A 13,785-nucleotide genomic window follows, 5' to 3' on the forward strand; every position below is an offset into this window, starting at 1 on the left:
AAGAATGTTGCAGAGGAGTCTTTGCAGAGACTTCTCTGCACTGTACGGTGGAGCCATGACCGCACCCGAGAACCAGCGTCGGATCGACGCCCGGAGCCTGCGCGCCCTCGCCCACCCGCTGAGGGTCCGCATCCTCGACGCCCTCGCCGCCGAGGGCCCCGCCACCTCCGCCCGGCTCTCCGAGCGCCTCGGCGAGAGCACCGGCACCATCAGCTGGCACCTGCGCCTGCTCGCCGAACACGGCTTCATCGAGGAGGACACCGCCCGCGGCACCCGCCGGGAGCGCTGGTGGCGCCGGGTCCGCAGCAGGAACGTGCTGAGCACCACCGACTTCGCCGACGACCCCGAGTCGCGCGACGCCGCCGCGGTCTATCTCCAGGAGATGCTGCGCGGACAGTTCCGGCGGGTGTCCGACTCGCTGGCCGCCGAGTGGACGGGCGCATGGCGCGACTCCGGTTCCGTCAGCGACTGGAACAACCTCGTCCTGACCCCCGACCAGCTCCGCGCCCTCAGCGAGGAGTTGTCGCAGGTGGTGGCCCGCCACACCCCGGACCCGGACGCCGAACCCGACCCGTCGGCCCGGCCCGTCGTGGTGCAGATCCAGGCCGTCCCGCGGGCCGAGGGCGGTGCCGCATGAGCACCGCCGACGACCGCCGCCGCGGCGGACTGCTGCGCCGCCACCGCGACTTCCGCCTGCTGTGGGGCGGCGAGACCGCCAACCGCTTCGGCTCCGCCGTCACCGGACTCGCGATGCCGCTGATCGCCGTCACCGCCCTGCACGCCACGACCTTCCAGGTCGCGCTGCTCGGCGCCGCAGGCTGGCTGCCCTGGCTGGTCCTGGGCCTGCCCGTCGGCGTCTGGGTGGACCGGATGCGGCGGCGGCCGGTGATGCTGGCCTCCTCCGCCGTCTCGCTGGCCCTGCTGCTCACCGTGCCGGCGGCCGCCGCGGCCGGCGTGCTCACGCTCGTCCAGTTACTCGCCGTCGCGGTCGGCACCGGCACCGCCGGGGTCTTCTTCCAGACCGCGTACACCGCCTACCTGCCCGGCCTGCTCGACCCTGCGGACCAGGCCGAGGGCAACGCCAAACTGCACGGCAGCGCCTCCGCCGCCGGCATCGCCGGACTCGGCTCGGGCGGCCTGATCTCCCAACTCGCCGGACCGGTCGGCGGTCTGGTCGCCAACGCCGCCACCTTCGTGCTCTCGCTGTGGTGCACCGCCCGGATCCGCCACCGGGAGGTCCTGCCACCGGCCCGCGAGCGCTCGCTGCGCCGCGAGGTCCGCGACGGACTCGGCCTGGTCTTCGGCGACGTCTGGTTCCGGACCCTGACCCTGTGGGGCGCCGCGGGCAACCTCGCCCTCACCGGCTTCCAGTCGATCCTGGTGGTCTTCCTCGTCCGCGAGGTGCACCTGCCGCCCGGCGCCGTCGGCAGCCTGGTCGCGGTCGGCTCGGTGGGCGGGATCGCCGGCGCGGCCGTCGCCCGGCGGGTGGCCGCCGCGATCGGCACCGCCCGGGCCATGCTGGTGTTCGAGATCGGCCTGCCGCTGCTCACCCTGCTCGTGCCGCTCACCACGCCCGGCGCCGGGCTGGCGTTCTACCTGGTCGGCGCGTTCGCGGTGTCCGCCGGAGTGGTCGCCGGAAATGTCGTCAAGTCGACCTTCCAGCAGCAGTACTGCCCGCCGGAACTGCTCGGGCGGCTCAGCGCGAGCAGCTCGGTGCTCAACTTCGGCGCGATCCCGGTCGGCGCGGTGCTCGCCGGCCTGCTCGGCACCGAGATCGGCCTGCGGCCCGCGATGTGGGTGCTGACCGCGGGGGTGCCGCTGGCCGGACTGATCCTCTGGTGGTCGCCGGTGCGGCGCTGCCGGGACCTGCCGGTGCGGGTGCGGGGTGCGGTCGCGGCGGGGAGCCCGGGACAGGAGCGGTGCGCGGCCCGCTGACGCGGGGAGGGCCCGCTGCACCGGGCCGGAGGTCGCGGATGGTGGGGGTCGCGGGTGGTGGGGGTCGGAGCCGGGCGGGCTGCGCCGGGGTGGCCGGTCGCGCGGTTCCCCTGGCCCCTGGTGGGTGGGCCCTTGCAGGCGGGGGTTCCGGTCAGGCGGCGGTGGGGAGCAGGGCGGGGACGCCGGTGCGGTAGCGGTCCAGGACGAGGCGGACCACGGCGTCGTGGGCGCCCAGCGGGGCGGCGGCGAGGGGGGCGCCGGCGGCGGCCGCGAGGCGGGCGAAGTCGCCCGGGGCGGTGAAGTAGCCGGCCACGGCGGGGCGGCGGCCCTCGGCGGCGAGGCGGGCGACGGTCTCGGCGACGCTGGGGCCGCCGGCGGCGACGTAGCCGGGGTGGACGGGCACGCCCAGGCGCAGTGCCAGGAGCCGGGCCTGCTCGGTGGTGTCGAGGGCGGCGGCCGGGTCGCGGGAGCCGGAGGCGGCGAGCACCACGGCGTCCCGGCCGTCGGCACCGCGGCGCCAGCCGGCCTCGGCGAGCCGGGCGGCGAGTGCCTCGGCGAGCAGCGGGTGCGGGCCGAGCGGGGCGGCGACCGTGCCGGCGACCTGCGGGGCGGCGGCGAGCACGGTGGGGATGTCGACCCTGGCGTGGTAGCCGCGGCTGAGCAGCAGCGGGACGAGGACGGCCGGGCCGCTCAGGCCGTCGAGGACCTCGGGGAGCAGCGGTGCGTTGAGGCCGAGGTGGCCGAGCCGGACGTCGAGTTCGGGTCTGGCGGCGCGCAGCCGGTCCACCAGGCGGGCGATCTCCGCTCCGGCGGAGGGGTCCCGGGAGCCGTGCGCGACCAGCACCAGGGCCGGGCGGCGGGCCGCGTGCAGGACCCGTACCGGCCGCGGCGGGGCGGTGGCCCCGGCGGCCGTGACGGGGGCGGTGGCGGTGGGGGCGGCGACGAGCACGGGGATCGGCGTCATGCCGTCCAGCGTCGTCCACCGCTGTTTCCCCGCCGTTGCCCGGTGGTCACGACTGGTTTCCCCGGCCTCACAGCCGCCGCGGGCCCTGGTGAGGGCGGTGTGCGGGGGCCGTAACCTGCGGGCCGCGGCGGCGAAACAGCGCGGTAGCACCGTGGGGGCATGAACGATGCCGCGACCGACACCCACTGCCCGTACTGCGCGCTGCAGTGCGGGATGGGGCTGCGCCGCACGGACGGGCCCGTCCCGGTCGCCGTGGTGGAGCGGCCCGGCTTCCCGGTGAACCGGGGGGCGCTCTGCGGCAAGGGCGCGAACGCCGCCGCGGTGCTCGCCCCCGGCGCCCGGCTGACCACCCCGCTGGTGCGCACCGGCGGCGAGCTGCGCCCGGCGTCCTGGGACGAGGCGCTGGACCGGATCGCCGGCGCGGTGACGGCCACCGCCGCCGCGCACGGCCGGGACGCCGTCGGGGTGTTCGGCGGCGGCGGGCTGACCAACGAGAAGGCGTACCTGCTGGGCAAGTTCGCGCGGGTGGTGCTCGGCACCTCGGCGATCGACTACAACGGCCGGTTCTGCATGTCCTCCGCGGCGGCCGGCGGCATCCGGGCGTTCGGGCTGGACCGGGGGCTGCCGTTCCCGGTCGAGGACATCCCGCGGGCGGGCTGCGTGATCCTGGTCGGCGGCAACCCGGCGGAGACCATGCCGCCGTTCGTCCGCTACCTGCGCGAGCTGCAGGAGAACGGCGGCAAGCTGGTCGTCGTCGACCCTCGGCGCACCCGGACGGCCGAACTCGCCGACCTGCACCTCGCCCCGCGGCCCGGCACCGACCTGGCACTCGCCCTCGGCATGCTGCACCTGGTGGTCGCCGAGGGCCGCACCGACGAGGCGTTCATCGCCGGGCGGACCACCGGCTGGGCGGAGACCCGCGCGGCCGCGATGGCGCACTGGCCGGAGCACGTCGAGTCGGTGACGGGGGTGCCGCTGCCGCACCTGCGCGAGGCGGTGCGGCTGTTCTGCGAGGCGGGGACGGGCATGGTGCTGACCGCCCGCGGCCCCGAGCAGCAGGCCAAGGGCACCGACACGGTGAGCGCCTGGATCAACCTCTGCCTGGCCACCGGCAACGCCGGCCGGCTCCACGCCGGGTACGGCTGCCTCACCGGGCAGGGCAACGGCCAGGGCGGCCGCGAGCACGGCCAGAAGGCCGACCAGCTGCCCGGCTACCGCAAGCTGGACGACCCGGCGGCACGCGCCCACGTCGCCGCGGTGTGGGGCGTCGACCCGGACTCGCTGCCGGCGCCGGGGCGCAGTGCCTACGAGCTGCTGGACTCGCTCGGCACGGACGTGCGGACGCTGCTGCTGGCGGGCTCCAACCCGGTGGTGTCGGCGCCGCGTTCGGCGCACGTGACAAAACGGCTGCGGTCGCTGGACTTCCTGGCCGTCAGCGACGTGGTGCTCTCCGAGACGGCGGCGCTCGCGGACGTGGTGCTGCCGGTCACCCAGTGGGCGGAGGAGACCGGCACCATGACCAACCTGGAGGGCCGGGTGATCCTGCGCCGCAAGGCGGCCGAGGCCCCAGCGGGGGTGCGCAGCGATCTGGAGGTGCTGCACGCGCTGGCCGGGCGGCTCGGCCACGGCGAGGGCTTCCCGACCGAGCCGGAGAAGGCGTTCGACGAGCTGCGCCGGGCGTCGGCCGGCGGTGCAGCGGACTACGCGGGGATCAGCTACGAGCGGATCGAGGCCGAGGAAGGGGTGTTCTGGCCGTGCCCGTCGGCGGACCACCCGGGCACCCCGCGGCTGTTCCTCGACCGGTTCGCGACGCCGGACGGGCGGGCCAGGTTCACCGCGGTGCACCACCGTCCGGCGGGTGAGGAGCCGGACGAGGAGTACCCGGTGCGCCTGACCACCGGCCGGGTGCTGGCGCAGTACCAGTCCGGTGCGCAGACCCGCCGGGTGGCCGAGCTGAACGCGGCCGCGCCCGGTGCGTTCGTCGAGCTGCACCCGAGGCTCGCCGAGCGGCTCGGGGTGCGCGACGGCGAGCAGGTGGCCGTGGTGAGCCGGCGCGGACGGACCGTCACCCCCGCGCGGCTCACCACGGCGATCCGGCCGGACACGGTGTTCATGCCGTTCCACTGGCCGGGCGCGGCCAACGCGAACGTGCACACCAACCCGGCGCTCGACCCGGTGTCCCGGATGCCGGAGTTCAAGGCGTGCGCGGTGCGGCTGGAGCGGTTCGAGGGCGGCGGCTGACCGCCGGCTGTCCGGTTCCGGCCAGCCGCAGTGCGGCACCGGGCTGCCAGGATGGTGCCGCCCCCGCACCGAACTCCTCCCCCAGGAACCGTCCATGGCGCTGCCCCAGGGACCGCTCAGCCACCGCTACCGGGGCGAGCACCCCGTCCGCACCCTCCTCTACCTCTTCCGGCCCGACCGGGGGCGCGTCGCCCTGGCCGTCGCCGTGTTCCTCGCCAAGCACGCCCCGGTCTGGCTGCTGCCGCTGATCACCGCGAACATCGTGGACGTGGTCGTCCGGCACCGGCCGGTCTCCGTGCTGTGGTGGAACTCCGCGGTGCTGCTGGTGATCCTGCTGCTCAACCTGCCGCTGCACCTGCTGTACGTGCACTGGATGCACGGCTCGATCCGGCGGACGGGCACCCGGCTGCGCTCGGCGCTATGCCACCGGATGCAGCAGCTGTCCATCGGCTACCACTCGCGGGTCAGCGCCGGCGTGCTGCAGGCCAAGGTGATCCGCGACGTCGAGGGCATCGAGAACGCCTCGCAGCAGACCGCCGACAACGGCCTCGCCGCGATCGCCACCCTCAGCGGCGGCCTGGTCGTCATCGGGGTGCAGACCCCGGCCTTCCTGCCGGTGTTCGTGGTGGTCGTGCCGGCCGCGGCACTGCTGGTCGTCCGGCTGCGGGAGCGGCTGCGCAGCCAGAACGAGTCCTTCCGGCAGGAGGTCGAGCAACTGTCGTCGCGGGTCGGCGAGATGACCACGCTGATCCCGATCACCCGGGCGCACGGCCTGGAGCGGACGGCGCTGCGCCGGATGGACCGCACCCTCGGCCGGGTGCTGGACGCGGGGCTGCGCCTCGACCTGCTCAACGGCCGGTTCGGCTCGCTCGCCTGGATCCTGCTCAACGCGATCGGGGTGGGCTGCCTGGCCGGCTCGGCGCTGGTCGCCTACTACGGCTGGCTGGACGTCACCCCGGGCGCGGTGGTGATGCTCAGCGCGTACTTCTCCAGCCTGACCGGCTCGGTCACCACCCTGCTGACGCTGGCCCCGCAGCTCGGCAAGGGGTTGGAGTCCGTCCGCTCGGTCGGCGAGGTGCTGCAGGCCCCCGACCTGGAGGAGAACTCCGGCAAGGCGGAGGTCGCGCAGGTCACCGGCCGGATCGAGTTCCGCGGCGTCGGGCACACCTACCCGGGCGGCGAGGAGCCCTCGGTGAGCGGCTTCGACCTGACCGTGCGGCCGGGCGAGACGATCGCGCTGGTCGGCGGCTCCGGCGCGGGCAAGTCGACGGTGCTCAACCTGCTGATCGGCTTCCTGCGGCCGGGCGAGGGCCGGATCCTGCTCGACGGCACCGACATGGAGCAGCTCGACCTGCGCAGCTACCGCAAGTTCCTGTCCGTGGTGCCGCAGGAGTCCATCCTGTTCGAGGGCAGCGTCCGGGAGAACGTCACCTACGGCCTGAAGGACGTGCCGGAGGAGACCGTGCGGGCCGCGCTGCGGGACGCCAACGCACTGGAGTTCATCGACCGGCTGCCGCAGGGCCCGGACACCGTCGTCGGCGAGCGCGGCGCCCGGCTGTCCGGCGGGCAGAAGCAGCGCCTGGCGATCGCCCGGGCGCTGATCCGCGACCCTCGGGTGCTGATCCTCGACGAGGCGACCTCCGCCCTGGACTCCCGCTCCGAGGCGCTGGTGCAACAGGCGCTCGCCCGGCTGGTCGAGGGCCGGACGGTGTTCGTGGTCGCCCACCGGCTCTCCACGATCAGGAACGCCGACCGGATCGTGGTGATGGACCGCGGCCGGATCGCCGAGATCGGCTCGCACGCCGAACTCCTGCGCAGCGGCGGGGCGTACGCCGGACTGCAGGCCGCCCAGCTCGCCTGACCCGGGGCTCACAGCGCGCCCCGCGCGCCGCTGAGGTCGACTTTCCGCTCGCGAAACAGAGCGGCCCCGGCCGGGAAACGTCCGGCAACCATGCTCGAGGGCATGACAGCGACGGACAGCACAGCGGAGCCGCGGATCGTGGTGATCGGCGGCGGCATGGCCGGCCACCGGCTCGCCCAGCAGCTCACCGCCCACGGCGCCGGCCGGGTGACGCTGCTCGCCGAGGAGGAGCACGCCCCCTACAACCGGGTCCTGCTCGCCGACGTGCTGGCCGGCCGCTACGCGCCGGACACCGCGGCCCTGGCGGCACTCCCCGCGCAGGTGGAGTGCCGCCGGGCCCGGGCCGTCCGGATCGACCGCGAGCACCGCCTGGTGCAGTGCGACGACGGCGCCGCCGTCGCGTACGACCACCTGGTCCTCGCCACCGGCTCCAACCCCGTCCTGCCGCCGCTGCGCGGCCTGTTCGACGACGCGCTGACCGGGCGCGAGCGGCACGATCTTCCCACCGGGGTGTTCGCCTTCCGCACCATGGCCGACTGCGAGCTGATCGACCGGCACCTGCCGGGCGTCCGGCAGGCCGTGGTGGTCGGCGGCGGACTCCTCGGGGTGAGCGCCGCCCGGGCGCTCGCCGCCCGCGGCGTCCAGGTGGTGCTGGCCCACCAGGGCGAGCACCTGATGGAGCGCCACCTCGACGAGGAGGCCGCCGGGCTGCTCCGCGCCCACCTCGCCGAACTCGGCGTCGAGGTGCACACCGAGTGCCGGGTGCGCTCCGCGCTCACCGAGGACCGCCGGATCACCGGCGTCGAACTCGCCGACGGCTTCCGGCTGGACGCCGAACTCCTCGTCATCGCCACCGGCGTCCGGCCGCGCACCGGCCTCGCCGTCGCGGCCGGACTGGAGGTGCGGCGCGGCATCGTCGTCGACGACCGGCTGCGCACCTCCGACCCGGCGGTCCACGCCGTCGGCGACTGCGCCGAACACCGCGGCACCGTCTACGGCCTGGCCGGACCCGCCCTCGCGCAGGCCGACCGGCTGGCCCGGCTGCTGTGCGGCCAGGACGCCCCGTACCGGGGCAGCCGGCTGCTCACCCGGCTCACCCTGGCCGGCCCCGACTCGGCGCCGCTGGACCTCGCCGCCTTCGGCGAGACCTCGCCCGCCGGCCCCGGCGACCGGGTCGTCCGGCTCGCCGACGCCAGCCGCGGCACCTACCGCAAGGTCATCGTCCGTCGCGACGACCTGGGCGGCGACCGCCTGGTCGGCGGCGTCCTGCTCGGCGACCTCGGCACCGTCGGCGACCTCGCCGGCACCTGGGAGGGCGACGAGGCCCTGTCCGCACACCCGCTGCACCTGCTCACCACCCAGAGCACGACCCCCGGAGGGCCCTCGCGATGACCACCAGCCCGATGACCACCAGCAAGCCGACTGTCGTCCTGGTCGGGTACGGCATGGTCGGCCACCGCTTCCTGGAAGCCCTGGTCGACACCGGCGCCGCCGACCGCCACCGGGTCGTCGTCCTCGCCGAGGAGCCCCGGCACGCCTACGACCGCGTCGCCCTCACCTCGTACTTCTCCGGCAAGTCCGCCGACGACCTGCTGCTCGCCGAGGAGGGCTTCGCCGACCGGCACGGCTTCGAGGTGCACCTCTCCTCCCCCGTCGCCTCGATCGACCGGACGGCGAAGACCGTCACCACCGCGGCCGGGAACACGATCGGCTACGACACCCTGGTGCTGGCCACCGGCTCCTACCCGTTCGTCCCGCCGGTCGACGGCAAGGACGCCGAGGGCTGCTTCGTCTACCGGACCATCGAGGACCTGGAGGCCATCGAGGCGTACGCGGCGACCGCCAACGTCGGTGCGGTGGTCGGCGGCGGCCTGCTCGGCCTGGAGGCGGCCGGCGCGCTCAAGGGCCTCGGCCTGGAGACCCACGTGGTCGAGTTCGCACCGCGGCTGATGCCCGTCCAGGTGGACGAGGGCGGCGGCGAGGCGCTGCGCCGCACCATCGAGGAGATGGGCGTCGTCGTGCACACCGGGGTCGGCACCAAGACCGTGGTGGTCGAGGACGGCAGGGCCCGCGGCATGACCTTCACCGACGGCTCCGACCTGGAGACCGACCTGGTGATCTTCTCGGCCGGCGTCCGCCCCCGCGACCAGCTGGCCCGCGACTGCGGCCTGGACGTCGGCGAGCGCGGCGGCATCGCCGTCGACGAGTACTGCCGGACCTCCGACGAGCACGTCTTCGCCATCGGCGAGTGCGCGCTCGCCGTCGACGGCCGGGTCTACGGCCTGGTCGCCCCCGGCTACGAGATGGCCCAGGCCGTCGCCCAGCAGCTCGCCGACGAGGCGTGCAAGCCGTTCACCGGCGCCGACCTCTCCACCAAGCTCAAGCTCCTCGGCGTCGACGTCGCCAGCTTCGGCGACGCCTTCGGCACCACCGAGGGCTCCCTGGACGTCGTCTACTCCGACTCCCGCTCCGGCATCTACAAGAAGCTGGTCGTCACCGCCGACGGCGCACTGCTCGGCGGCATCCTGGTCGGCGACGCCGAGGCGTACTCCTCGCTGCGGCCGCTGGCCGGGACGGGCAACCCGCTGCCCGTGCCCGCCGAGTCCCTCGTCCTCCCGGCCGGCTCCGGCGCCCCCGTCTCGCTCGGCAGCTCCGCGCTGCCGGACGACGCGGTGGTCTGCAACTGCCACAACGTCACCAAGGGCCAGGTCCGCTCGGCCGTCACCGAGCACTCCTGCACCACCGTGCCCGAGGTCAAGAAGTGCACCAAGGCCGGCACCGGCTGCGGCTCCTGCGTCAAGCTGCTCTCCACCATCGTCACCGACGAGCTGGAGGCCTCCGGCGTCGAGGTCGACAAGGGCCTGTGCCCCTGCTTCGCGCACACCCGCGCCGAGCTGTACGAGATCGTCCGGGTCAAGCGGATCGCCACCCACCGGCAGCTGCTCGCCGAGCACGGCCGCGCCCCCGAGGGCGCCGAGGGCTGCGAGGTCTGCAAGCCGACCGTCGGCTCGATCATCGCCTCGCTCGCCCCCGAGCTGGAGGCCTCCGGGCACATCCTGGACGGCGAGCAGGCCGCCCTGCAGGACACCAACGACCACTTCCTGGCCAATCTGCAGAAGAACGGCTCCTACTCGGTCGTGCCGCGGATCCCCGGCGGCGAGATCACCCCGGACAAGCTCATCGTGATCGGCGAGGTCGCCCGCGACTTCGGCCTCTACACCAAGATCACCGGCGGTCAGCGGATCGACCTCTTCGGCGCCAGCGTCGACCAGCTCCCGCAGATCTGGTCCCGCCTGGTCGCGGCCGGCTTCGAGTCCGGCCACGCCTACGGCAAGTCGCTGCGCACCGTGAAGTCCTGCGTCGGCTCGACCTGGTGCCGCTACGGCGTCCAGGACTCGGTCGGCATGGCGATCCAGCTGGAGCTGCGCTACCGCGGCCTGCGCAGCCCGCACAAGCTCAAGTCGGCGGTCTCCGGCTGCGCCCGCGAGTGCGCCGAGGCCCGCGGCAAGGACTTCGGCATCATCGCCACCTCCAACGGCTGGAACCTCTACGTCGGCGGCAACGGCGGCGCCACCCCGCGCCACGCGGACCTGCTCGCCCAGGACCTCGACGACGAGCAGCTGATCCGGCTGATCGACCGGTTCCTGATGTTCTACATCCGCACCGCCGACCGGCTGGAGCGCACCTCCACCTGGCTGGAGCGCATCGAGGGCGGCCTCGACCACGTCCGCGACGTGGTGGTGGACGACTCGCTCGGCATCTGCGCCGACCTGGAGGCCATGATGGCCAACCACGTCGCCGACTACCAGGACGAGTGGGCCGCCACCCTGGCCGACCCGGACCGGATGCGCCGCTTCGTCTCCTTCGTCAACGCCCCGGGCGTGCCGGACCCGAGCATCCGGTTCACCCCCGAGCGCGACCAGATCAAGCCCGACCTGGTGCTCCTCGCCACCGAGGAGGAGCTGCTCGCCGCCCTCGACCCCGACAACGCGCTCCTGGAGACCCGATGACCACCGTCGCCACCACCACCCGCGTCGAGCTGCTGACCGGCCGGTCCTGGACCTCCGTCTGCGACTGGGAGCAGCTCACCCCCGGCCGCGGCGTCGCCGTCCTGCTGCCGGACGGCACCCAGGCCGCCGTCTTCCGCGACCACGCCGACCGCCTCTACGCGGTGGCCAACCGCGACCCGTTCACCGGGGCGTACGTGCTCTCCCGCGGACTGGTCGGCTCCAGTGCGGACGGCCGGGTGTACGTCGCCTCGCCGCTCCTCAAGCAGCGCTTCGACCTGGCGACCGGCGAGTGCCTGGACGACGAGAGCGTCCGGATCCCGGTGCACACCACCCGACTCGGCGAGGTCTGACCCCTTCGGCGGGCCCTGTCGGCCCTGCCGCCCGCCACCGCCCCTGATCGGCCCGGCCGTCCGCAGTCCCTGCCCTGACCCGCGGACGGCCGGTGCTCCTTCGGGGGCGTCCTGCGTTGCGGAACGGGCCTCCTGCGTGGCGGCCCGGGTGCCCTGCGCTGCGGAACCGGCGGAACGGCGCCCGGCTCAGCCGCGGACGGCCGCCAGGACGGCCTCGGCCATGCCGCGCTCACCCCGGGCGTTCGGGTGCAGCGGCGCGCCGCCCGCGGCCGGCAGCGCCGGCTCGATCCAGCGCTCGCCCTCCCCCGCGCACATGTCGTGGCCCGCCGACGCGGCGGCGGTGTCCACGAAGACCGCCCCGGCCGCGGCGGCCCGCTCCCGCAGCATCCCGTTCAGCTGCTGCTGCTTCTCGGTGAGGAAGGCCAGGTCGGCGGCGGCGAAGCCGTCCCCGAGGGTCACCCGGCAGGCCGCCGGGTCGGCCGGCAGCAGCGCCGGGTACCCGACCACGTACACCCGTGCCGAGGGCGCCCGGCGGTGGATCTCCGCGAGGACGGCGCCGACCTTCCCGCCCGCCGCGGCGACCTTCTGCTGCACCTCGTCCGGCCCGCCGCCGGCCGCGGCGTAGACCGCCCGGCAGGCCGAGGCCGCGGTGCCGGCGCCGCCCGCGGCCAGGGTGGAGCGCAGGCTCTCCTGCGCGCACCGGGTGACGACGTCCATGAAGCCGGCGTCGTTGCCGCCGATCCCGACCGTCACCAGCCGGGTGGTGCCTGCGAGGGCGTCCAGCTGGGGCGGGTTGGTGCCGTCCGCGGTCCGCTGCGGGGCCGTCAGGTCGCCGGTGCGGGCGCCGCTGCAGCTGACGTCCCGGAAACCGGTGCCGCTCAGCCCGAGGCCCGCGGCGACCAGCGCCGGGTAGTTCACCCCGGAACGGGCGCACCCCGCCGGGGTGCCGGTCTGCGGCGGCACCTTCAGGCCGGAGGTGTAGGAGTCGCCGAGGGCGACGTACGGGCCGGCCGGCGACGGGGAGGCCTGCGCGGCCGACCGCCCCGGGGACTGCTGCTGCGCCCCGTCCGACGGCGGGGCGGGCGGCGCCGCCCGCGAGCCCCCGTCCGCGCCGCAGCCGGCCGCGGCCAGCAGCACCGGCAGCAGGACCGCCGCCAGGGCCGTCCCCCCGCCGTCGCGCCGTCGTGCCATGAGTCCCCCCGGGTCCGTTCCTGGTCGTCCCAACGTACGGGACGCCCGCGGAAGCTCCCGGACCCCGGGGCGGCCGTGTCGCACGGGCCGTCCGGTGCGCCGCCGTCGTGCGGGCCCGGCACGGCCGGTCAGGGCAGCGGTGGCGGGGCCGCCGCGGCGCGCCCGGGCGTCACTCCGTGTCGCGCTCGTGCTCCGCGAGGAACTCCTCGAAGCGGCGGCCCAGCTCGTCCGCGGAGGGGAGGTCGGTCGCCTGGGCGAGCAGGCTCTCGCGTCCGTCCGCGCCGGCGACCGCGTCGTACTGGCCCTCCATGCCCCGGATGGCGGAGCGCAGCTCGCCGTCGCCCTGCTCCAACTGCTCCTCGATCTCGGCGTACACCTCGTCCACCCGCAGCTTCAGCTCCGTACCGGGCAGCACCAGGCCCGTCGCGGACTGCACCGCCTCCAGGATCTGCACCGCGGCGGCCGGGTAGGCGGAGCGCGCGATGTAGTGCGGGACGTGGACGGCGAACCCCAGAACGTCGTGACCGGCCTCGGCGAGCCGGAACTCCAGCAGCGCCTGGGCACTGCCCGGCACCTGCGCCTGGTCGAACCAGCGCGGGTAGCCGGGCGCCAGGTCCATCCGGGTGCCGTGCGGCGTGAGACCGACCGGACGGGTGTGCGGGACGCCCATCGGGATGCCGTGGAAGTCCACCGCGAGGCGGACGTCGAACCGCTCGATCAGGCCGCGCACCGCGGAGGCGAACAGCTCCCACTCGGTGTCCGGCTCCGGGCCGGAGAGCACCAGGAAGGGCGCGCCGACCGAGTCGTGCACCAGCTGGAGGAGGATCTCCGGCGGGTCGTAGTCCGTCCAGCGCTCGCGGTCGAACACCATCGCGGGGCGCCGGGCCCGGTAGTCCACCAGGCGGTCGTGGTCGAAGCGGGCGACGACCTGCGGCGCACCGTGCTCCAGCAGGTGCGAGACGACCTGGGTGCCGGCCTCGCCGGCGTCCATGAACCCCTCGAAGTGGTACAGCAGCACCAGCCCGCCGTCGGCCTCGGCCGCGGCCTCCTGCGCCGCGGCGACCGCCCCGACACCGGCCGGCTCCAGCGCGTACAGCTCCTTGGGATCACGCACGGCGCACCCAACCCCGTTCCGTCTCGTCACGTCGATCGTTCGGGGCCGCCCGTTCGTCGGCACCGCCCCGGCAGGCATCACGCGGACACCCGTCGATCACTCCAGCGTGCCCGGGGCCG

The 13,785-nt window shown here is 75.2% G+C and carries 10 protein-coding genes; 7 read left to right on the top strand and 3 right to left on the bottom strand.

Annotation, left to right across the window (positions count from 1 at the left end; translation table 11 throughout):
* Positions 1–55: 55 nt before the first annotated feature.
* Positions 56–637 carry a helix-turn-helix domain-containing protein gene (locus AB0O09_RS04160; RefSeq protein WP_344622660.1) on the top strand — a complete coding sequence of 194 codons (582 nt, stop codon included), beginning with the start codon at positions 56–58 and terminating at the stop codon, positions 635–637.
* The gene (locus AB0O09_RS04165) at positions 634–1,935 is read left to right on the top strand and encodes an MFS transporter (protein WP_363539981.1); all 1,302 of its coding nucleotides are present in this window, start codon (positions 634–636) and stop codon (positions 1,933–1,935) included. Before AB0O09_RS04160 ends, AB0O09_RS04165 begins: the two co-directional genes overlap by 4 nt.
* 151 nt (positions 1,936–2,086) lie before the next feature.
* On the opposite strand, the gene AB0O09_RS04170 is transcribed toward AB0O09_RS04165, so the two are convergent.
* Positions 2,087–2,899, bottom strand: coding sequence for a CbiX/SirB N-terminal domain-containing protein (locus tag AB0O09_RS04170; protein WP_363539983.1), 813 nt, complete (start codon positions 2,897–2,899; stop codon positions 2,087–2,089).
* Positions 2,900–3,058: 159 nt separating this feature from the next.
* Between AB0O09_RS04170 and AB0O09_RS04175 the strand changes: the two genes are divergently transcribed.
* The 5 genes from AB0O09_RS04175 (at position 3,059) to nirD (ending at position 11,361) form a co-directional block, all read left to right on the top strand.
* The gene (locus tag AB0O09_RS04175) at positions 3,059–5,140 is read left to right on the top strand and encodes a molybdopterin oxidoreductase family protein (RefSeq protein WP_363539985.1); all 2,082 of its coding nucleotides are present in this window, start codon (positions 3,059–3,061) and stop codon (positions 5,138–5,140) included.
* A gap of 94 nt (positions 5,141–5,234) precedes the next feature.
* Complete coding sequence (locus tag AB0O09_RS04180) at positions 5,235–7,001, top strand: ABC transporter ATP-binding protein (RefSeq protein ID WP_363539987.1); 1,767 nt, start codon at positions 5,235–5,237, stop codon at positions 6,999–7,001.
* 102 nt (positions 7,002–7,103) lie between these two features.
* A complete protein-coding gene (locus tag AB0O09_RS04185; RefSeq protein WP_363539989.1) occupies positions 7,104–8,393 on the top strand; it encodes an FAD-dependent oxidoreductase in 1,290 nt (429 codons plus the stop codon).
* A complete protein-coding gene (gene nirB / locus AB0O09_RS04190) occupies positions 8,390–11,011 on the top strand; it encodes a nitrite reductase large subunit NirB (RefSeq protein ID WP_363539991.1) in 2,622 nt (873 codons plus the stop codon). Before AB0O09_RS04185 ends, nirB begins: the two co-directional genes overlap by 4 nt.
* Positions 11,008–11,361 (top strand): nitrite reductase small subunit NirD, encoded by a 354-nt coding sequence (gene nirD, locus AB0O09_RS04195; protein ID WP_363539993.1) that lies wholly within the window; start codon positions 11,008–11,010, stop codon positions 11,359–11,361. The genes nirB and nirD overlap by 4 nt, the downstream gene beginning before the upstream one ends.
* Before the next feature lie 186 nt (positions 11,362–11,547).
* Here nirD and AB0O09_RS04200 read toward each other — a convergent pair whose 3' ends face one another.
* Positions 11,548–12,552 carry an SGNH/GDSL hydrolase family protein gene (locus AB0O09_RS04200; RefSeq protein WP_363539995.1) on the bottom strand — a complete coding sequence of 335 codons (1,005 nt, stop codon included), beginning with the start codon at positions 12,550–12,552 and terminating at the stop codon, positions 11,548–11,550.
* 169 nt (positions 12,553–12,721) lie between these two features.
* The gene (locus AB0O09_RS04205; RefSeq protein ID WP_363539997.1) at positions 12,722–13,666 is read right to left on the bottom strand and encodes a PAC2 family protein; all 945 of its coding nucleotides are present in this window, start codon (positions 13,664–13,666) and stop codon (positions 12,722–12,724) included.
* Positions 13,667–13,785: the final 119 nt, after the last annotated feature.

Origin of the sequence: Kitasatospora sp. NPDC093679 (genome assembly GCF_040683455.1) — a bacterium.
GTDB lineage: Bacteria > Actinomycetota > Actinomycetes > Streptomycetales > Streptomycetaceae > Kitasatospora > Kitasatospora arboriphila.